The organism is Escherichia sp. KS167_9B, from assembly GCF_030295215.1.
In the GTDB taxonomy this organism is placed as follows: domain Bacteria; phylum Pseudomonadota; class Gammaproteobacteria; order Enterobacterales; family Enterobacteriaceae; genus Escherichia; species Escherichia coli_F.
On the sequence record NZ_AP025754.1, the window covers coordinates 814,480 to 834,688 of the forward strand.

Sequence of the window (20,209 nt, forward strand, 5' to 3'; positions counted from 1 at the left end):
CTCAATATCATCAGGAGAGATATTCCGCCACCGGACCAAGCGCCAGGGCAGGGATAAAGGTCAGTGCGCCAACCAGCAACACGGTGCCGATTAACAGGCCAACAAACAGCGGGCCGTGCGTTGGCAGCGTGCCGGAGCTGGCGGGTTGGCTCTTTTTACTCACCAGCGAACCGGCAATTGCCATCACCGGGATAATCACCCCGAAGCGACCGACAAACATGCAGAACGCAAGTAAACAGTTCCAGAACGGGGAGTTGGCGCTTAATCCGGCAAAGGCGCTGCCGTTGTTGTTAGCGGCGGATGACACGGCGTACAGCACTTCGCTAAAACCATGCGGGCCAGGGTTGAGCATGGCGCTACGTCCGGCATCGGTCATCATTGCCAGCGCCGCGCCCATCAGCACCAGCGTCGGGGTGACCAGAATCGCCAGTGCAGTCAGTTTCATCTCACGTACGTCGATTTTTTTACCCAGATATTCCGGTGTACGACCAATCATCAGCCCGGCAATAAACACCGCCAGCAGAACAAACAGCATCATGCCGTAAAGACCAGAACCGACACCGCCGAATACCACTTCACCAATTTGCATCAGCCACATCGGCACCATGCCACCGAGAGCGGTAAACGAATCATGCATCGCAATCACCGCGCCACAGGAAGCCGCCGTAGTCACGACCGCAAACAGGCTACTGACCAGCACGCCGAAACGACTCTCTTTACCTTCCATATTGATGCTGCTGTCCGCACCCAGCGCCAGCAGATGAGGATTACCCTGAACTTCTGCCCACATCACCACGCCTACGCAGATGACAAAAATCACTGACATCGCCCACAGCAACATGCGCCCCTGGCGGCGATCGCCTGCCACTTCACCAAAGGCAAAGCACAGCGCTGTTGGGATCAAGAAGATCGCCAGCATCTGCACGAAGTTGGTCAGTGCGGTTGGGTTTTCAAACGGATGCGACGAGTTGGCATTAAAGAAGCCACCGCCGTTAGTACCGAGCATCTTGATCGCTTCCTGAGAAGCTACAGGCCCCATGGGTAACAGCTGTTGCGCTCCTTCAACGGTATTCACCGCCTGATAGGGCAGAAAGTTTTGCAGCGCACCTTGTTGAATAAAAAACAGTGCGATCAACAACGCCACAGGGACTAGCACCCATAACGTGATGCGTAGCAGATCGATCCAGGCATTCCCGAGTGTGCTCATGCTCTGGCGGGTAAATGCACGAATGAGGGCAAAAATCACCGCAATCCCGCTGGCGGCAGAAAGAAAGTTTTGCACCGTTAAGCCCGCCATCTGGCTGAAATAGCTCAACGTGGTTTCACCGCTGTAAGATTGCCAGTTGGTATTCGTGACAAAGCTGACGGCGGTATTCAGCGCCAGATCCCACGACAGCCCTGGCAACTGCTGTGGATTAAGCGGCAGATAGTGCTGACCGAGCAACATAAAAAACAGCACCGCCAGCCCCAGCATGTTCAGGCCGAGAATGGCACAGAGATACTGCTTCCAGTTCATCTCACTGTCAGAGACGCCAGGTAAACGAAAGAGTATACGTTCAACGCCCGCTGTACCGGGAAGAGGTATGTCATTAATCAGCCGCGCCAGCCCACTGCCCAAAGGGCGCGCCAGCACCATTAACACCAGTAAAAACGTGGCAATCAGTAAGAACCCTTGCGCAGCCATCAGAACGCCTCCGCATTGATCAGGGCATAAACCAGATAACCCAGTAATAAAAACACCAGCAACACGCCGGCTATCACGCCTGCACTCACAGTGCACCTCCAGTGGCCTAAAAGTGATACCGGAAGGGTAGAATTCTGGCTGCAAAGATTTCGCAAAAATCTTCGGGCGGGATGTAAAAAAAGTATAAAAATGGCAAAAGCCATGATTTAACTGATGGTTAGTATTAATTTAACTTTTGTGTAACTTAATTACAGTGTGAATGTAAATAAACCATCAATAAGCAAAAATAAGTGGTCGGATGAGTAGTAAAATTACACAAAAGGCGGTACTATTTTCATCAGATAAACAAATTCATTTTTCCGGTGCCATTCACCGGGTAGATACAAAAGGGGGAGAAAAGTATGGAACTCTACAGAGAATATCCTGCATGGCTTATCTTTTTACGCCGTACTTATGCGGTTGCAGCGGGCGTTCTGGCGCTGCCTTTCATGCTTTTCTGGAAAGACCGCGCCCGCTTTTACAGCTATCTGCATCGCGTCTGGTCGAAAACCAGCGATAAACCGGTGTGGATGGATCAGGCCGAAAAGGCAACCGGTGATTTTTACTGATTGCTGAGTTTTGAAAACATTGAAAACCGCTAGTGGAAACGCTGGCGGTTTTTTTATAATGCGCGATGTAGTATATGGTTCACCATCTGGTCAGAAAGTGTCTTTCTAAAACACTACGGCGTAATGAATTCATAGATTGATTGTCTGGCGGAAGTCAGGTTCATAACGTATTATTAGCGCTTGTCTACAAGGCAATGTGTATTTCCGCGATGAGTAAATGAAAATAAAAAGTGAAGATATATTCATCAAGATAATCAATAAATAATCTTTCATGTATTCTTAACATGAATAAAATTATAGAATATATAAATAAAATTGAATTTGACATGTCAATCAAGTTTCCTCCAGTGTATAAACATTTTTTGATAGAAGAAATTAAAGATAGTGAGACCTATGAAATAACTAATAAGAAGCACGAAACATTATATTTATATAACTATTCTGATCTTATTGAAAGAAATGAAACATATGATATTCAACAAGTGGAACCTGACTATTTTTTGATAGGTCAAGACGGAGATTTAGGCTATTTTATCTATGTTGGGAGTGCTAAGGAAAGTGATACTATATTTAGTATTGATTTAGGTGCCTTAGGAGCCATGGAGTTTTCGGAAGAAGCTGATGATGTATATTTTTGATTTTCATATTGTAATAAATTTATGAATGTTAATTTCATCTTTTTTTGATAGACGATTTACTACTGAAATTTAACTGGATGATATGGAAATTAAAATGCAAGATGTTATTCTTAAATTGATTGCCAGAGGATTGATTGATATCAGAATTGCAGCTAACTCTGGAAATTCAAAGGCTTGTTTTATATTGTCTGATTTTATACATGTTCTGCCTCATACAGCTAATTGTATGGTCAATGATGGGCAGAGTTATGAGGATGTTATGAATGATTTATATGCGCGGGCTAAAATTAAAAACATGGAAGATTGGCTTGATAATGCTTTAAATGATATATACACGTGATCATTGACACTGCTTGATTTTATTCTGTCAGGGGATAATGCTCAAACTATGAACATCAGACTATCACCTGAACTTTAGTTTCAACACCGTCAAGGCTGTGACTGCCGCGTCTGCAACCTGAGTGGTGGCAGGATACGTAACGGTGAGCGTAAATCTGTTAAAACCACTGGCAGTCGTACCCGGATGAATATTATTGCCGGTGCTGTCGCAGGCGGTGCGTTGACCGGATTGATGTGTGGTCCAGGAGCACCTGTTTGCGTACTTATTGGCGGCTTTGTCGGCGGTGCACTTGCCGCATGGGAAATGGGGCGCTTGTGGAATTGATTATGCAACAGGTTAATTCGATATCGTTGGTCAAGGTTCACAAAGCGACTGATTTATCTCAGGCTCAGTCTGACGTTGTGCTCAATGGCAATAACACAGGTATTATTGTACCAGGGCAAATACTGGAAGCGGCAATTCAGGTTAATGACCAGCGTTATATCCTTTTTCTGACGGATGACGTTATTTTTGAGGAATCACTGACAATTGTCCTTATCGATGTTAACGATGGAGTTAAAGAGACCGTACGTTTGGGTAATGAGTATGCGACGGGAAGTTTTGAGGGATTATCCGTTACAGCGGATAGCATCAATTTCAGATTCATTGGTGATTCTCTCTGGACAATCCAAACCGTTGACTCACCATGCTTGACGCTTCCTTTTGGTTCAGATCCGAAAGGTGTGAAACGAGAAGCCAGACTGAAAAAATACATGACAATTTCGGTCATCCCTGCACCTGAGCAAACTCGCTGATGTTATTTCAGAAAAAATTATAGCAAATAAAGGCACTATAAATTGAAAAATAAAGAAACCCTAAAACAGATTTATCACCTGCAATATGATTCGTTCGCTTTCAAAAGTGGTTTAATAAACTGGTATAATTCTTTATTAGATAAAACACCCGATGAACTGGATGAAAATGATATTGCCAAAATGCTTCGTCAGAATCTCTTACCGGCGCTTGCTGTACAAAAAGCAATTGAGATGATAGAGATTAATCTTATGGTGGGCTATTTATATGATGGGGAGCTATTGCTGGTATTGAGTAATCTCATCGGGAGTGACTATTTTTCTCCTTTGCAGTTACTGAAATTAAAAAATATCATCAATAATTTTGATGACAACATGTTAAACGTTGCTGCCATGAGTGATGAAGAAAAGAAACTATTTATCGCTACTATGAACTTTATTATGAATAATTGAATTTCTTTACCGAATTCATTTATTCGTTTCGTTTTTTCAATACTGCCGTCTACACTTACTCCTGTAAACCGTTCAGGAGCAGTAATGAATCAGCAACGATTTGATGAAAGCACCCTAATCCGTATCTTCGCCCTTCATGAGTTACATCGACTGAAAGAACATGGGCTAACGCGCGGGGCGCTCAACGATTATCACAGCCGCTATAAACTCGTCTTTCTGGCTCATTCCCAGCCGGAATACCGCAAACTTGGCCCGTTTGTGGCTGATATTCACCAGTGGCAAAATCTGGATGACTATTACAACCAGTACCGTCAACGCGTAATTGTTTTGCTTTCTCACCCTGCCAACCGGCGTGATCATACTAACGTTTTGATGCACGTTCAGGGATATTTTCGCCCACATATTGATTCCACAGAACGCCAGCAGCTGGCGTCGCTTATCGACAGTTATCGCCGTGGCGAGCAACCGCTTCTTGCGCCGCTGATGCGTATCAAACACTATATGGCGCTTTATCCTGACGCCTGGCTTTCAGGGCAGCGTTATTTCGAACTTTGGCCGCGGGTGATTAACTTGCGCCATGCAGGAGTTTTATGACTACCCATCTGGTCTGGTTTCGCCAGGATTTACGTCTGCACGACAATCTCGCGCTTGCTGCCGCCTGCCGCAATTCGTCTGCACGCGTGCTGGCGTTGTATATCGCTACACCACGCCAGTGGGCGGCGCATAATGTGTCGCCGCGTCAGGCTGAACTTATCAATACACAACTTAATGCGCTGCAAAACGCGCTGGCGGAAAAAGGTATTCCTTTGCTGTTTCATGAAGTGGATGACTTTGCCGCCAGCGTCGAAATAGTTAAACAGGTGTGCGCGGAAAATCGTGTTACCCATCTGTTTTATAACTATCAGTATGAGGTGAATGAGCGGGCGCGGGATGTGGAAGTTGAAAGAGCGCTGAGTAACGTGGTGTGTGAAGGGTTCGATGACAGCGTGATCCTGCCGCCGGGGGCGGTGATGACTGGCAATCATGAGATGTACAAAGTCTTTACGCCTTTTAAGAATGCCTGGCTGAAACGGCTGCGGGAAGGGATGCCGGAGTGCGTCGCTGCGCCAAAAGTTCGGAGTAGCGGATCATTAGATCCCGCGCCATCTATTACGCTGAATTACCCTCGTCAGTCTTTCGATACCGCGCATTTCCCGGTGGAAGAAAAAGCGGCGATTGCGCAATTACGCCAGTTTTGCCAGAACGGTGCGAGTCAGTACGATCAGCAGCGTGATTTTCCGGCAGTGGAAGGCACCAGCCGTTTGTCTGCAAGCCTTGCAACGGGTAGGTTATCGCCTCGCCAGTGTCTGCATCGCCTGTTGGCGGAACAGCCGCAAGCGCTGGATGGCGGGGCTGGTAGCGTCTGGCTTAATGAGCTGATCTGGCGCGAGTTCTACCGTCATTTGATGACGTATCACCCGTCACTGTGTAAGCATCGCCCCTTTATTGCCTGGACCGATCGCGTACAGTGGCAAAGTAATCCCGCGCATTTAAAGGCCTGGCAGGAAGGCAAAACGGGATACCCGATTGTTGATGCGGCCATGCGTCAGCTTAACAGCACTGGCTGGATGCATAATCGCCTGCGGATGATTACTGCCAGTTTTCTGGTGAAAGATTTGCTGATCGACTGGCGGGAAGGCGAGCGATATTTCATGTCGCAACTGATTGATGGTGATTTGGCAGCCAATAACGGTGGCTGGCAATGGGCGGCTTCTACTGGAACCGATGCTGCACCGTATTTCCGTATTTTCAATCCGACAACTCAGGGCGAGAAATTTGACCACGAAGGTGAGTTTATCCGCCGGTGGCTACCAGAGTTGCGCGATGTACCAGGGAAAGCGGTGCATGAACCGTGGAAGTGGGCAGATAAATCAGGTGTGACGCTGGATTATCCGCAACCGATAGTCGATCACAAAGAAGCGAGAGTACGAACGTTGGCAGCGTATGAGGCGGCGAGGAAGGGGAAATAACAGACGCGTCAGGCAATCTTGCCCGGATGCCGGATACTGCGTGAACGCCTTCTCCGGCCTGGCAAATAGTGCAAATTCAATATATTGCAGGGACATCCAGGCCTGATAAGACGCATTAAGCGTCTTATCAGGCATCGGTGCTGGCCTGTTAAGACTCCAGCGCCAGCGCGCGGTTTCTGAACTTAAGCGCCTGATACAGCCAAATCATCAGTACCAGTCCTACACACGCCAGTGCACCCCAGGTGATTTGATCAAACACTTCAATATATGCATTGATGGAGTAGTTGATCGCCCCGGAAGCATCAAACGAAGCTTGCGATGTCTGATCGGCAATCACGCCCGCCAGATAGTTCGCAATCGCGCCAGAAAGCAGCATATAAATACCGGTTAATACGCCGGTCACGCCGGGGATTTCAATGCGCGTAATTTGCGACATGGCAACCGGGTCGATAAACAGTTCGGCAAAGCCCATCACCGCCAGACCTAACACCATCAGTGGCAGAGAAGAGTGACCATACATTGCGGACCAGCGGGCGCTTAAGGTCAGAATGCAGAATCCGGCGCTCATCAGGCCAAGACCAAGAGCAAATTTTCCCCAGATGCGCACGGTACGATTACCCGCGACGCTCTCTTTGACCACCCATGCCAGGAACACACCGCACAGCATGACCGCGAAGGCATTAATCGACTGGAACATAGCGGTCGGAACGGTATAACCAAACATATCGCGGTTAACGAAGCGGTCAATATAAAGGCTAATCGAGCTACCCCCCTGTTGTGCGAAGGCCCAGAACAACATGCTGAAGAAGGTGAGCGTCACAATCAGCCCCAGCTCCTTACGCTGTTTCTGGTTTTCTGCTTTGCGATAAATTTTTGCCAAAACGCCAAGGCCAATGATAGTCGCGACAATCAAGGCGTATACCGACCACTCTTTCCAGAACAGTACGGTAATCAGCGCAGGTGTTGCCACCAGCAGAACCAGCAGCCATCCCCAGTTAGGCAGGAGAAAGTTTGTCGCACGCAGTACGTCTTTGTTAACGCCACGGGTATGAGCAAAATGACGATTGCCACATAAGAAGATAACCAGACCCGCGATCATGCCAACCGCCGCCAGGCCAAAGCCCATCGCCCAACTGTACTCCTCCTGGGCGTAGCCACAGGCGATGGGTGCGATAATAGACCCCACGTTACCTGCCGCATACATCAGCGAGAAACCGCCATCACGACGTGGATCGGTGGGGTCATACAGCTCGCCGAGCAGGCAACTGACGTTGGATTTAAACAGACCGTAACCACAAACGATAATCGCCAGGGACAGATAGAGGAATGACGGATGGATCTCACTGGCACCCAGCACCACATGACCGATCGCCATCAACAACGCCCCCAGCATCACCGCCATGCGATTGCCGAGAACTTTATCCGCCAAAAAGCCGCCGAGGATTGGCGTGACATACACCAGCGAACAGTAGGCGCTAAATAACTCGTAGGCGTGAGTATCGTTGTATTTTAGTTGATTGGTGAGATAGAGAATCAGCAGGGCACGCATGCCGTAAAAGCTAAAATATTCCCAGATTTGCAGCGCAACGACATAGTAAATAGCGCGCGGCTGTGATGCGTGTTTATTCATAATAATTCCACAATTGACTGCAACGTCACGTAATAGTTGCGCGGCGTGCTTGTGTTTCCTTAAAGTTAAAACTTTGATACAGATCTGATTATTTATGCAATATGCTGTCTGATTGCATAAATATACATTAGCTGAAGCGTGATGATATAAACAATTTGCGTCTTTTGGCGTCGGGTTTGTTTCTTAATATGTCAAAAGATTGGCTATCGACGAACAGGCGAGGTAACGCTATGTTAACGGTGTAGCTATCAGAATACGGAAGGCGCGAAGATGAAAAACACCGAACTGGAACAACTGATTAACGAAAAACTGAACAGCGCGGCGATTAGTGATTACGCGCCGAATGGTTTGCAGGTGGAAGGCAAAGAGACGGTGCAAAAAATTGTTACCGGTGTCACCGCCAGCCAGGCTTTGCTCGATGAAGCGGTGCGTCTGGGCGCGGATGCGGTCATTGTGCATCATGGTTATTTCTGGAAAGGGGAATCGCCAGTAATTCGCGGTATGAAGCGTAACCGCTTAAAAACATTGTTGGCGAATGATATCAACCTGTATGGCTGGCATCTGCCGTTGGACGCGCATCCGGAGCTGGGCAATAACGCACAGCTGGCGGCGTTACTTGGGATTACGGTCTTGGGTGAAATTGAGCCGTTAGTGCCGTGGGGCGAACTGACTATGCCTGTGCCGGGACTGGAATTGGCTTCCTGGATTGAAGCGCGTCTGGGACGTAAGCCGTTATGGTGTGGCGATACCGGACCTGAGGTGATTCAGCGCGTTGCCTGGTGCACGGGCGGCGGGCAAAGTTTTATCGATAGCGCCGCGCGTTTTGGCGTGGATGCTTTTATTACTGGCGAAGTTTCTGAACAGACCATTCATTCAGCCCGCGAGCAGGGATTGCATTTTTATGCTGCGGGTCACCATGCCACCGAACGCGGTGGTATTCGCGCATTGAGTGAGTGGCTGAATGAAAATACCGATCTTGATGTGACCTTTATTGATATTCCTAATCCTGCATAACGAATAATCAGAGGGATCGAAAGTGCAACGAGCGCGTTGTTATCTGATAGGTGAAACGGCGGTAGTGCTGGAGCTGGAACCGCCGGTGACGCTGGCTAGCCAGAAACGGATCTGGCGACTGGCGCAGCGTCTGGTGGATATGCCGAATGTGGTTGAAGCCATTCCCGGCATGAACAATATCACGGTGATTTTACGTAATCCTGAGTCGCTGGCGCTGGATGCCATAGAGCGTTTGCAACGCTGGTGGGAGGAGAGTGAGGCGCTGGAGCCGGAGTCTCGTTTTATTGAAATTCCGGTGGTTTACGGTGGTGCAGGCGGACCGGATTTGGCGGTGGTCGCGGCGCATTGTGGATTGAGCGAAAAACAGGTTGTTGAATTGCACTCCTCTGTGGAATACGTGGTCTGGTTTTTAGGTTTTCAACCGGGCTTCCCGTATCTCGGGAGTTTGCCGGAACAACTACACACGCCACGGCGCGCTGAGCCGCGCTTGCTCGTTCCGGCAGGTTCTGTCGGGATCGGCGGGCCGCAGACCGGTGTTTATCCGCTGGCAACGCCGGGCGGCTGGCAGTTGATTGGTCATACCTCACTCAGCCTGTTTGATCCGGCGCGTGACGAACCCATCTTATTACGTCCGGGAGACAGCGTGCGCTTTGTACCGCAGAAGGAGGGAGTATGCTGAAGATTATTCGTGCGGGCATGTATACCACTGTGCAGGATGGCGGTCGTCACGGTTTTCGCCAGTCGGGTATCAGCCACTGCGGCGCACTGGATATGCCTGCGTTACGCATTGCTAACCTGCTGGTGGGTAATGACGCCAATGCCCCCGCGCTGGAGATAACGCTCGGTCAGTTAACGGTAGAGTTCGAAACTGATGGTTGGTTTGCCCTGACCGGTGCAGGTTGCGAAGCGCGGCTGGATGATAATGCTGTCTGGACCGGCTGGCGCTTGCCGATGAAAGCAGGCCAGCGTTTAACCCTTAAACGCCCGCAGCATGGGATGCGCAGTTATCTGGCGGTTGCGGGCGGATTTGATGTTCCGTCGGTTATGGGGTCATGCAGTACCGATCTTAAAGTGGGGATTGGCGGGTTAGAAGGCCGTTTACTGAAGGATGGTGACCGTCTCCCGATGGGCAAAGCGAAGCGTGATTTTATGGAAGCGCAGGGCGTTAAACAGCTGCTGTGGGGCAACCGCATTCGCGCCTTGCCAGGGCCAGAATATCATGAGTTCGATCGTGCCTCGCAGGATGCATTCTGGCGTTCGCCGTGGCAACTTAGCCCGCAAAGTAACCGTATGGGTTATCGCTTACAGGGGCAAATTTTAAAACGCACCACCGATCGCGAACTGTTATCTCATGGTTTGTTGCCGGGCGTGGTGCAGGTGCCGCATAACGGCCAGCCGATTGTATTGATGAACGACGCACAGACCACCGGTGGTTATCCGCGTATTGCCTGTATCATTGAGGCTGATATGTACCATCTGGCGCAAATTCCGCTCGGTCAGCCGATTCATTTTGTCCAGTGTTCACTGGAAGAGGCACTGAAAGCACGGCAAGATCAGCAACGTTATTTCGAACAATTAGCGTGGCGGCTGCACAATGAAAATTGACCTGAACGCCGATCTGGGCGAAGGCTGTGTCAGCGACGCAGAGCTATTAACGCTGGTTTCCTCTGCCAATATTGCCTGTGGATTTCATGCTGGCGATGCGCAAACCATGCAGGCTTGCGTGCGTGAAGCAATAAAAAATGGTGTTGCGATTGGCGCTCACCCGAGTTTTCCCGACAGGGAAAATTTTGGTCGCAGCGCCATGCAGCTGCCGCCAGAAACCGTTTACGCCCAGACGCTGTATCAAATTGGCGCGCTGGCAACGATTGCCCGTGCTCAAGGCGGCGTAATGCGTCATGTCAAACCGCACGGCATGTTGTATAACCAGGCGGCGAAAGAGGCACAACTGGCAGACGCCATCGCCAGAGCGGTATACGCTTGCGATCCGGCATTGATTCTCGTCGGGCTGGCGGGAAGCGAGCTGATTCGTGCAGGCAAGCAATATGGCCTGACAACGCGCGAGGAAGTGTTTGCCGATCGCGGTTACAAGGCTGACGGCTCGCTGGTGCCGCGAAGCCAGCCAGGCGCGCTGATTGAAGACGAAGAACAGGCGCTGGCGCAGACGCTGGAGATGGTGCAACACGGCAGAGTCAAAAGTATCAACGGCGAATGGGCAACGGTCACGGCGCAAACGGTCTGCCTGCATGGCGATGGAGAACACGCACTGGCGTTCGCCCGCCGACTACGCTCTACATTTGCCGAAAAGGGGATTGTTGTCGCAGCATAGCCCCGCTTAATAAAGAATGAAAAAAGGATATCACCATGCCTGAAGGCCCGGAGATCCGCCGTGCAGCGGATAACCTGGAGGCGGCGATCAAAGGTAAACCTCTAACTGATGTCTGGTTTGCCTTCCCGCAGTTAAAACCTTATCAATCACAACTTATCGGTCAACACGTTACCCATGTGGAAACGCGAGGTAAGGCGTTGTTAACTCATTTTTCCAACGGGTTAACGCTCTACAGCCATAATCAGCTTTACGGCGTCTGGCGCGTGGTTGATACCGGCGAAGAGCCGCAGACCACGCGAGTATTGCGGGTAAAACTGCAAACGGCTGACAAAACCATTCTGCTTTATAGCGCCTCGGATATTGAGATGTTGACCCCGAAACAACTGACCACGCATCCGTTTTTACAACGCGTTGGCCCCGATGTACTCGACCCGAATCTGACGCCGGAGGTGGCGAAAGAACGGTTATTGTCGCCGCGCTTTCGTAACCGTCAGTTTGCTGGATTACTACTCGATCAGGCGTTTCTGGCTGGGCTTGGCAATTATTTGCGGGTGGAGATCCTCTGGCAGGTGGGGTTAACCGGCAATCATAAAGCGAAAGATCTCAATGCGGCGCAACTGGATGCACTCGCACACGCGTTACTGGAGATTCCTCGACTTTCTTACGCTACGCGGGGGCAGGTGGATGAGAATAAACATCATGGGGCGCTGTTTCGCTTTAAGGTTTTTCATCGTGATGGCGAACCGTGCGAACGTTGTGGCAGCATCATTGAGAAAACCACGTTGTCCTCGCGCCCGTTTTACTGGTGTCCAGGCTGCCAGCACTAGGCCGACCGCTTCGGCGCATAGGTTGAAATAAACCGCGCAATGGCTGGCCCCGTCAGCAAAATACTGAACAGGCGTAGGGTTTGCATCGCCATAATAAGCGCCATATCGGCATTGCTCCCTGCGGCGATGACCGCCACGGTATCAAGCCCGCCGGGACTGGTGGCGAGGTAGGCAGTCATAAAATCAATATGCATAAACCGGGTCAGTCCCCACGCCATACCTGCACAAATAGCCAGCAGAGTAAAAATCGACAGCAAGATTTGTGGCAGCGGGCGCAATGCCCGCAGTAAGATTTGCTTATCGAAACCAAGACCAATCCGCCAGCCAATTGCCATATACGCCATCGCCAGCAGCCATTCTGGTAGTTCGATGGTGATGAGCTGACCAGACTGGAGCACTGCGCCCGCCAGCATCGGGATGAGCATCGTGCCGGAAGGAAGACGTAGCAAGCATCCCGCCGTACCGGCAACGACCGCGAGCAAAATCGTAAGCAGGAGATTAATGCTCACTGGCGGGAACCAGACGATCTGCTGGTTAACCGCTTCAGCGTTATCACCCAACATCATCCGCGTAACCAGTACCGCCGCCCCCGCGACGAACAGCACTCGTAGGTATTGCATAAACGCCACCAGACGAATATCTGCGCCGTAATCCTGTGCCATAGCAACCATCGCAGCCGCGCCGCCTGGCGAAGAACCCCAGGCACCGGTATTTCCAGGCAGTGAGCTATAGCGCACCAATAACCAACCCACGATGGCGCTGGAAAGTAACGTCACCAGTAAAATAGCTAACACAATCGGCCAGTTCACCGCTAGCGTGGTCAGGATCGAACCGGTCAGGTTTTGCGCAATCATGCAGCCAAGAATGGCCTGCGCGGCGAGAAAAGCGGAGCGGGGGAGTTGCAGGGTAACCCCGCGCATACTGAAGATGATCCCGGCGAGCATCGGCCCAAGTAATAGCGCCGCCGGGAGATGTAATCCGAGGAAGCCAATAGAAAGGAGAAGTGAGAGCACACATAACATTCCCCACTGCAAAACTGGCATCCTTCGCTTCCTCATTATTTTCTCTTTGGTGTATCGATACAGCATAAAGAAAGCCGGGCCAGGAAAAAATAACAGCAATCAAGGAAAAGGGGAAAATCAGCAATTTTCTGAAAGAGATGCCCTTTCGGTTGCAAAGGGCATCATGGGAAATTAGTTATAGTTAATCTTAAAAAGCACCACGGTATCGAAGGAGCCAGCCTCAATGGGAGTGCCGGGAATAGACGAAAGTTCAGCCGTATAGGTTTTTTCGTAGATCAGCATGTCACTGGTGAAGTCGGCATATTCGCTGTATTTGTTGAAGGTATAGGGCGAGGCGTTTTCATCCAGTAAACGTAGCTTCAGACCATTGCCAATCAGCAGTGCTTTATCCTCTTCAATCAATGTTTCTTCGGTATAAAACGAAGAGCTGACTTTGAATCCGTCGGTACATTGATCGTTTTGTGATTTTGTCGTTTTAATACCGAATGTTTTTGTCATGTTGTGTCGCCGGATATCCAGTACATTAAATTTACCAAAATCAATGACCTGGTTGGCTGGGGTAATAGAAAAATTGACGCTGCAATCCAATACCCGAATGTTTTCCAGACCGGTAATATGATATTTCAGGTTTTGGGCGGTAGGGTCCTCATTAACGCTTCCTTCGCCATCAAATTGCACCACAATGTAATCGCTGAGCGTGCTTTGATAATCATGCGGCGGTATCTCTCGTATCTTGACGTATAACCGCATGCGAGCGAGAAACGTACGCGACATATGAATATTATTGGGATCACCAGAGCAAATTTTGTTCTGCCATTCCATCGCGATGATCTGCTCAGGGGTATAAATATTAATGTTTTTGCTGTCGATGCACTGGTTAGTGTCGATGCGGCTTTTTCCCTGGTTAGCATCATAATCAACACCATTGTAAGTTACGCCGAGTTGATAATAGCGATCCTGAATTCCCGGGTACGGGTTTACCCAGGCGTAGACATGCTCGCTCTCAAAGTTGCCGTTGGTATTGTTGTCACAATAGACGGGAATTTTAATATCGTCAGACTCCCAGATCTTATCGCCGGGTTTGGCATTCCCTGGTACAGCAAATGGTTGAATAGATTCCGATTTTTCTACCGAACCACCGGATGAACCAAAGTAACAGTTCAGGGCAAGCGCAGATTTTAACGGTAGAAATAACAAATAGATGATGAGCAACAATCCCTTGCCAGCACTCATTTCTTCGCCTCCACCGCCTGTAAACGGCATTGCCCGTTACAGTTGAGCGTTGTCATGCGTAATGCGCCATAATCATCCATATAACCGAGATAAAACTGGCTGCCACTATAATTTCCAGTGGTTGTGCTTACTGTACTAAAAGGCGCAATCATCACAGTTTTGAAGCCCGGGAGAACGCTTTGCTCATTTCGCCCAAGATACGCGATGGTCAGATAATAGCCAGTAGGGTTTTTTAAGCTAAGCTGATTGCCCTGCTGGCTGACCTGTAACTGCAGTTCGACCTTTTCTCCTGCTTTCTTGCGTAATGCAGACGGTCGCCAGAACACCTTGATACGGCTCTGGATGGCGACTTGCAGAACGGCATGGTCGCTGTTTTTTTCCGGGGCGGGAGGAATTTCACGCATATTGTAGAAAAATAGCGTTTCGCGATCGCCCGGTAATTTCGCGGTCGAGGCTTGCTTGACTATCCGCACCTGCGTTGTTGCTTTCGGTTCCAGACGTTGTATCGGTGGCAGGGCGACCAGAAGATCGTCGCTTTTCTCCCCTTTTTCATTTTCGAGCCAGGAATAAGCGAGGTAGGGGAGTTTATCGCTACGATTATCTACTCGCAGACTGGTAGCTTTATCATTAGCGTTAAACACAATGCGAGTGCGGTCGGGTTGTAGTGCAGCGTGGCTACACAGACTGGTAACCAACAACAAAAGGGGAAGTCCTTTCATAAATGTCATTTTCATTTCCTTAATTAATGACAAGGTAAAATCAGGCGATTTGCGGTGTCTTCCATATGTTCAGGAAGATGGAGCGAGCAACGCTGACTATCACCCCAGACCACGGTAAACTTTTGATTCTCAGCGACTCCGCTTAACCAGGCGTGTCCTTCCTCGCCAACCATCCCCACGCTAATGCTGCTGCCATCCTGACGGATATCTGCACCGAGGGGAGGGAACTGACCGCTGGCGTTGCGAATGATGACGTTAATGTCTTTACCGGAACGGGATGCCAGTGATTTGTAACCTATTGCGCCTTCAATCCACGTTTCTTTGATGACGTTTTCTGTCACCGTCACGCCGTCGGGTAAGTCGTTCATGTTCACGGCCACGGTGGAAGGTTGATAACTGGAAACCAGCGGTACCACTGCAATGCCAAAATGGTTGGTGTAGTCGAGATTGCCCTGAACCGGAATATCTGCCACGCCATCGGTGCTGACCATCAGGCGTGGTTCATTGGTGGAGCTGCGGCGATGGACGGCTGCACCATATTGCGTCGCCGTGAAAGAACCACTCCAGCTGCTGCTAACAGAACTGTAGTCATTGGCAGCATAAGTACCAGAAAGATCCCACTCACCCGCTGAACTCAGGTGCTGATAGTTACCGCTCACCTGGACTCCATTGTCCGGACGGTCGGATTGTAGTCCAGCAGACATCCCCCAGCTATTTCGTTCATCCAGCGTATCGTTCCACGACATGCGGTGTGTGGTGCTGTGGCTACTGTTTTGCATGTCATAACCGACCCGACCACCGTTACCGAAGGGAAGCGAAATCGACAGGTAAATCTGGTTGTCGCGATCTTTATCTTCGTAATGGGTTGTATTGAATGACGTCGAGATCGAGATATCTCTCCAGTTACCAATATCAACATTAAAACCCGCCGTAATGTTGGCGGTCGTGGAGGCGTCTGCATTCCACCAGGTTTGATGCAGCAGGTTGGCGTACAGATTGAGGTTCAGTGGGGTAATCGGTTGCCCCACGGATAAGCTGATCGTCTGTTTTTCGTCCTGCGCATCGTTGTCGTTGTATTTGTGATCCAGATAGTTGGCGTAGCTGTGAAAATGACGATCTGAGAAGCGATAAGCGGCGAGCGAAATCGTGCTGTTAGTGGCATCCACTTGTTTGCTGTAATTAAAGCGGTAGCTTAATCCCCGCTCGTCCTGCTCGGTATCAAAATGGCTACTGGCCCAGGTGACATCAAACGATAGCGCGCCAAGCCACAGCATATTTTGCCCGATACCCATTGCGGCAGAATGGTAGTCATCACCCGAAATCAGCAGGCCGCCGTACAGCGAGGTATTTGACAGCATCCCCCAGGAAACTTCATTGCTAAAAAAGGTTTCATTTTCAGTTTGATGAGACATGGAGGGCCGTGGCTGACCCGCGGCCAGTTTATAACGAACCTGCCCCTGGCGCGTAAGGAAAGGCGTCGATGCTGCCGAAACCTGGAAATTGTTCACCCGACCATCTTCTTCCGTCACTTTGACATCCAGCGTCCCCTGGACGGACTGATTCAGATCATCAATGATAAACGGGCCTGGCGGGACTTTTTTCTGGTAGATGACGCGGCCTGATTGACTGATCGTCACCGTGGCATTGGTTTGTGCAATACCGCTAATTTGTGGAGCGTAGCCGCGCAGTTCCCACGGTAACATCCGGTCGTCACTCGCCAGTGCCGCGCCGGTATAAGAAAAACCGTCGAAAATATTGGAACTAAAATCCGTTTCGCCGAGGGTTAATTTTGAACCTAATTGCGGTAGCGGGCGAAAAAGATAGGTACGTGATATTTCGCCTGACTGCTCATGATTATCATCGCCATCATTTTGATTCAACTGATAGTCACTGCGTAAGCGCCATGCCCCCGCGTTAATTCCGGCTGTTCCGTAGGCGTTAAGATTAGTGCTGCTGCTGCCATCCTGTGGGCGGTAGCTGCTGGCAAACAAGTTGTAATCCATCAGGACACCGGGGACACCTTCTTTCCATGTGGAGGGTGGAGTCCAGTTATCTGAGTGCCACGCCAGCCAGGCCTGTGGGATGGTGATATTCAGTTGCTGACTGGCCTGATCAAAATTGAAGAGCATTTCTGGTCGGGTGCTAAAATTGACGCACTGATTAATCAGGGGTAACGACTGACGGACTTCAGGTTTTAAGCCAAATTTATCGACCAATAAATCATTGATGCACGGAATGGTATTGTCACCCTTTTTTTGCCAGTTAATTTTTTGCCCATTACTGATTTGGTTATTATTTACCGCAATGCTGACAAAATATTCACCGGGAGCAATGACACCTTTTTCCTTTAATAATGAAATATCAATGCGCTCACGCATCGATTTGTCGAGGACATTCAGGTTGAATTCAACCGCCATGGCGGAAGGCATCGCCATGACCAGGCAGGATACAAAAGAGAGTCGATAAATATTCACGGTGTCCATACCAGATAAATATTTTAAGAAAGGCGGCAGTGATGCCGCCCAATAACGCTTATTTATAATCCAGTACGTAGGTTGCATTCGCTGTAACAGCCCCTGCCGTTACTGGTGTCGCTTGATCAATTTGTTCCATCCAGGCAAAGAAGTTCAGTGTTTGTTCACTGGACGTTGGTGCGAGGTCGATATCCGGAGAAGCAGTGCCTAAAATGATATTGCTTTGATCCTTATTCATTAAACGCACGCCGACACCGGTGGCTTCGCCAGTGCTGGTATTGTTGAGTATCGGATCTGCGCCAGTGGTTTTCGCTGAGCTATCGAAGGTGACCGCAACTTTGGAAATCTTGCCACCGGAACCGTTATTAGAGTTTTCCAGGTCGCAGTTGATTAAACGCAGGTCGACAGCAACCGCATCGCTGTGATGAGACTGATTAATGTGGCTGGTGGTCACCTGACCTAGCTCAATTTCTTTATCAATATCATCATGATGTATTTCACATGGTGCTTCTATAACCTCACCTTTAAAGTGAATTTCACCAGAACCTTCATCAGCTGCATAAACCGGTGCAGTGAATAACAGAGATACGGCCAATGCGGCCAATGTTTTTTGTCCTTTAAACATAACTGAGTCCTTTACAGAAATAGAAAAAGTATAGCGATATCAGAATATCTTATTTGATTGTCGAATGTTTTTAGTTTTACTTAAAAATATTATTAATTATATTAAATGCAAGGTTAACTAATTGATGTGATGAATTAATAATTTAATGAATGTTATCGGGGGGAATGAGAGAGATATACCTCATTTTCATGAGGTTATAAATGTAACTAAAAGCAGATACCTTAATTAAAATTTATTATTTTGCCGATAAAATGAACAATTCTATTATTTTGCAATATTAATGTCAGCCGGTTAATTAATTTTATTTTTACATTTTTTTGTGTTCAGGTAGATAAAAATTAACCCGCCTTTTAAAGGCGGGTTAACAGAATTTACAGCTTAGGAATCAGCAGTTAACGTTTGATGTCGCTTTTAAAATCGCGTTTTTCATAGCCGGTATACAGCTGACGTGGACGGGCAATCTTCATGCCATCACTGTGCATTTCGCTCCAGTGGGCGATCCAGCCAACTGTACGTGCCATAGCGAATATGACGGTGAACATGGAAGACGGAATACCCATCGCTTTCAGGATGATACCAGAGTAGAAATCGACGTTAGGGTACAGTTTTTTCTCAATAAAGTACGGGTCGTTCAGCGCGATATTTTCCAGCTCCATAGCTACTTCCAGCAGGTCATCCTTCGTGCCCAGCTCTTTCAGGACTTCGTGGCAGGTTTCACGCATGACGGTGGCGCGCGGGTCGTAGTTTTTGTACACGCGGTGACCGAAGCCCATCAGGCGGAAAGAGTCATTCTTGTCTTTCGCACGACGAACAAATTCCGGAATGTGTTTAACGGAGCTGATTTCTTCCAGCATTTTCAGCGCTGCTTCGTTAGCACCACCGTGCGCAGGTCCCCACAGTGAAGCAATACCTGCTGCGATACAGGCAAACGGGTTCGCCCCCGAAGAGCCAGCGGTACGCACGGTGGAGGTAGAGGCGTTCTGTTCATGGTCAGCGTGCAGGATCAGAATACGGTCCATAGCACGTTCCAGAATCGGATTAACTTCATACGGTTCGCACGGCGTGGAGAACATCATATTCAGGAAGTTACCGGCATAGGAGAGATCGTTGCGCGGGTAAACGAATGGCTGACCAATGGAATACTTGTAACACATCGCGGCCATGGTCGGCATTTTTGACAGCAGGCGGAACGCGGCAATTTCACGATGACGAGGATTGTTAACATCCAGCGAGTCGTGATAGAACGCCGCCAGCGCGCCGGTAATACCACACATGACTGCCATTGGATGCGAGTCGCGACGGAAAGCATGGAACAGACGGGTAATCTGCTCGTGGATCATGGTATGACGGGTCACCGTCGTTTTAAATTCGTCATACTGTTCCTGAGTTGGTTTTTCACCATTCAGCAGGATGTAACAAACTTCCAGGTAGTTAGAATCGGTCGCCAGCTGATCGATCGGGAAACCGCGGTGCAGCAAAATACCTTCATCACCATCAATAAAAGTAATTTTAGATTCGCAGGATGCGGTTGAAGTGAAGCCTGGGTCAAAGGTGAACACACCTTTTGAACCGAGAGTACGGATATCAATAACGTCTTGACCCAGCGTGCCTTTCAGCACATCCAGTTCAACAGCTGTATCCCCGTTGAGGGTGAGTTTTGCTTTTGTATCAGCCATTTAAGGTCTCCTTAGCGCCTTATTGCGTAAGACTGCCGGAACTTAAATTTGCCTTCGCACATCAACCTGGCTTTACCCGTTTGTTATTTGGCTCGCCGCTCTGTGAAAGAGGGGAAAACCTGGGTACAGAGCTCTGG

Annotated in this window: 21 protein-coding genes and 1 pseudogene; 13 read left to right on the forward strand and 9 right to left on the reverse strand. The window is 49.2% G+C overall.

Annotated elements, in window-relative coordinates; all coding sequences use genetic code 11:
* Positions 1 to 10: 10 nt before the first annotated feature.
* Both kdpA and kdpF read right to left on the reverse strand, forming a co-directional pair.
* On the reverse strand, positions 11 to 1,684 hold the full coding sequence (gene kdpA, locus QUE34_RS03825) for a potassium-transporting ATPase subunit KdpA (RefSeq protein ID WP_032302697.1): 1,674 nt from the start codon (positions 1,682 to 1,684) through the stop codon (positions 11 to 13).
* Entirely contained in the window at positions 1,684 to 1,773 is a 90-nt protein-coding gene (kdpF, locus tag QUE34_RS03830; RefSeq protein ID WP_001365534.1) for a K(+)-transporting ATPase subunit F, read from the reverse strand. The genes kdpA and kdpF overlap by 1 nt, the downstream gene beginning before the upstream one ends.
* 312 nt (positions 1,774 to 2,085) lie before the next feature.
* On the opposite strand from kdpF, the gene QUE34_RS03835 reads away from it, so the two are divergent.
* The 8 genes and pseudogenes from QUE34_RS03835 to phrB all read left to right on the forward strand — a co-directional run bounded on the left by QUE34_RS03835 (position 2,086) and on the right by phrB (position 6,523).
* Positions 2,086 to 2,292, forward strand: a complete 207-nt coding sequence (locus QUE34_RS03835) for a YbfA family protein (protein ID WP_000424924.1) — start codon at positions 2,086 to 2,088, stop codon at positions 2,290 to 2,292.
* Between the two features lie 284 nt (positions 2,293 to 2,576).
* Positions 2,577 to 2,930 carry a hypothetical protein gene (locus tag QUE34_RS03840; protein ID WP_032302698.1) on the forward strand — a complete coding sequence of 118 codons (354 nt, stop codon included), beginning with the start codon at positions 2,577 to 2,579 and terminating at the stop codon, positions 2,928 to 2,930.
* An 82-nt stretch (positions 2,931 to 3,012) separates the two neighbouring features.
* Positions 3,013 to 3,270 (forward strand): hypothetical protein, encoded by a 258-nt coding sequence (locus QUE34_RS03845; RefSeq protein ID WP_002431428.1) that lies wholly within the window; start codon positions 3,013 to 3,015, stop codon positions 3,268 to 3,270.
* 117 nt (positions 3,271 to 3,387) lie between these two features.
* Positions 3,388 to 3,507: pseudogene (locus QUE34_RS03850) on the forward strand (IS630 family transposase); the annotation flags it as partial.
* 89 nt (positions 3,508 to 3,596) lie between these two features.
* Complete coding sequence (locus tag QUE34_RS03855; RefSeq protein ID WP_001188052.1) at positions 3,597 to 4,064, forward strand: hypothetical protein; 468 nt, start codon at positions 3,597 to 3,599, stop codon at positions 4,062 to 4,064.
* 42 nt (positions 4,065 to 4,106) lie between these two features.
* Positions 4,107 to 4,514, forward strand: coding sequence for a contact-dependent growth inhibition system immunity protein (locus QUE34_RS03860; protein WP_105268704.1), 408 nt, complete (start codon positions 4,107 to 4,109; stop codon positions 4,512 to 4,514).
* An 84-nt stretch (positions 4,515 to 4,598) separates the two neighbouring features.
* Positions 4,599 to 5,108, forward strand: coding sequence for a YbgA family protein (locus tag QUE34_RS03865; RefSeq protein ID WP_001076023.1), 510 nt, complete (start codon positions 4,599 to 4,601; stop codon positions 5,106 to 5,108).
* The gene (gene phrB, locus QUE34_RS03870; protein WP_103253900.1) at positions 5,105 to 6,523 is read left to right on the forward strand and encodes a deoxyribodipyrimidine photo-lyase; all 1,419 of its coding nucleotides are present in this window, start codon (positions 5,105 to 5,107) and stop codon (positions 6,521 to 6,523) included. The genes QUE34_RS03865 and phrB overlap by 4 nt, the downstream gene beginning before the upstream one ends.
* Positions 6,524 to 6,671: 148 nt before the next feature.
* Here the strand turns inward: phrB and dtpD are convergent, their stop codons facing one another.
* Entirely contained in the window at positions 6,672 to 8,153 is a 1,482-nt protein-coding gene (dtpD, locus tag QUE34_RS03875; RefSeq protein ID WP_032183679.1) for a dipeptide permease DtpD, read from the reverse strand.
* A 270-nt stretch (positions 8,154 to 8,423) separates the two neighbouring features.
* Between dtpD and ybgI the strand changes: the two genes are divergently transcribed.
* Genes ybgI through nei form a run of 5 tightly spaced genes read left to right on the forward strand, consistent with a single transcriptional unit; the run spans position 8,424 to position 12,323 of the window.
* The gene (gene ybgI, locus QUE34_RS03880) at positions 8,424 to 9,167 is read left to right on the forward strand and encodes a radiation resistance protein YbgI (protein ID WP_000798863.1); all 744 of its coding nucleotides are present in this window, start codon (positions 8,424 to 8,426) and stop codon (positions 9,165 to 9,167) included.
* A gap of 22 nt (positions 9,168 to 9,189) precedes the next feature.
* Positions 9,190 to 9,846 (forward strand): 5-oxoprolinase subunit PxpB, encoded by a 657-nt coding sequence (pxpB, locus tag QUE34_RS03885; RefSeq protein WP_001188343.1) that lies wholly within the window; start codon positions 9,190 to 9,192, stop codon positions 9,844 to 9,846.
* Positions 9,840 to 10,772 (forward strand): 5-oxoprolinase subunit PxpC, encoded by a 933-nt coding sequence (gene pxpC, locus QUE34_RS03890; protein WP_032302700.1) that lies wholly within the window; start codon positions 9,840 to 9,842, stop codon positions 10,770 to 10,772. The genes pxpB and pxpC overlap by 7 nt, the downstream gene beginning before the upstream one ends.
* A complete protein-coding gene (pxpA, locus tag QUE34_RS03895; protein WP_032302701.1) occupies positions 10,762 to 11,496 on the forward strand; it encodes a 5-oxoprolinase subunit PxpA in 735 nt (244 codons plus the stop codon). The genes pxpC and pxpA overlap by 11 nt, the downstream gene beginning before the upstream one ends.
* Before the next feature lie 35 nt (positions 11,497 to 11,531).
* The gene (nei, locus tag QUE34_RS03900) at positions 11,532 to 12,323 is read left to right on the forward strand and encodes an endonuclease VIII (RefSeq protein ID WP_032302702.1); all 792 of its coding nucleotides are present in this window, start codon (positions 11,532 to 11,534) and stop codon (positions 12,321 to 12,323) included.
* Here nei and QUE34_RS03905 read toward each other — a convergent pair.
* From QUE34_RS03905 to gltA, 6 genes are all read right to left on the reverse strand, one after another.
* Complete coding sequence (locus tag QUE34_RS03905; protein WP_032302703.1) at positions 12,320 to 13,366, reverse strand: AbrB family transcriptional regulator; 1,047 nt, start codon at positions 13,364 to 13,366, stop codon at positions 12,320 to 12,322. The two genes, nei and QUE34_RS03905, sit on opposite strands and share 4 nt — an antisense overlap.
* A 150-nt stretch (positions 13,367 to 13,516) precedes the next feature.
* The gene (locus QUE34_RS03910; RefSeq protein ID WP_286338926.1) at positions 13,517 to 14,578 is read right to left on the reverse strand and encodes a fimbrial protein; all 1,062 of its coding nucleotides are present in this window, start codon (positions 14,576 to 14,578) and stop codon (positions 13,517 to 13,519) included.
* The gene (locus tag QUE34_RS03915; protein WP_000143540.1) at positions 14,575 to 15,306 is read right to left on the reverse strand and encodes a fimbrial biogenesis chaperone; all 732 of its coding nucleotides are present in this window, start codon (positions 15,304 to 15,306) and stop codon (positions 14,575 to 14,577) included. Before QUE34_RS03915 ends, QUE34_RS03910 begins: the two co-directional genes overlap by 4 nt.
* 14 nt (positions 15,307 to 15,320) lie before the next feature.
* Positions 15,321 to 17,780, reverse strand: coding sequence for a fimbria/pilus outer membrane usher protein (locus QUE34_RS03920; protein ID WP_162754243.1), 2,460 nt, complete (start codon positions 17,778 to 17,780; stop codon positions 15,321 to 15,323).
* Positions 17,781 to 17,829: 49 nt separating this feature from the next.
* Positions 17,830 to 18,396, reverse strand: a complete 567-nt coding sequence (locus QUE34_RS03925; protein ID WP_000472411.1) for a fimbrial protein — start codon at positions 18,394 to 18,396, stop codon at positions 17,830 to 17,832.
* 392 nt (positions 18,397 to 18,788) lie between these two features.
* Positions 18,789 to 20,072: a citrate synthase gene (gene gltA / locus QUE34_RS03930; protein WP_000785834.1), complete on the reverse strand. Its 1,284-nt coding sequence runs from the start codon at positions 20,070 to 20,072 to the stop codon at positions 18,789 to 18,791.
* Positions 20,073 to 20,209 lie beyond the last annotated feature (137 nt).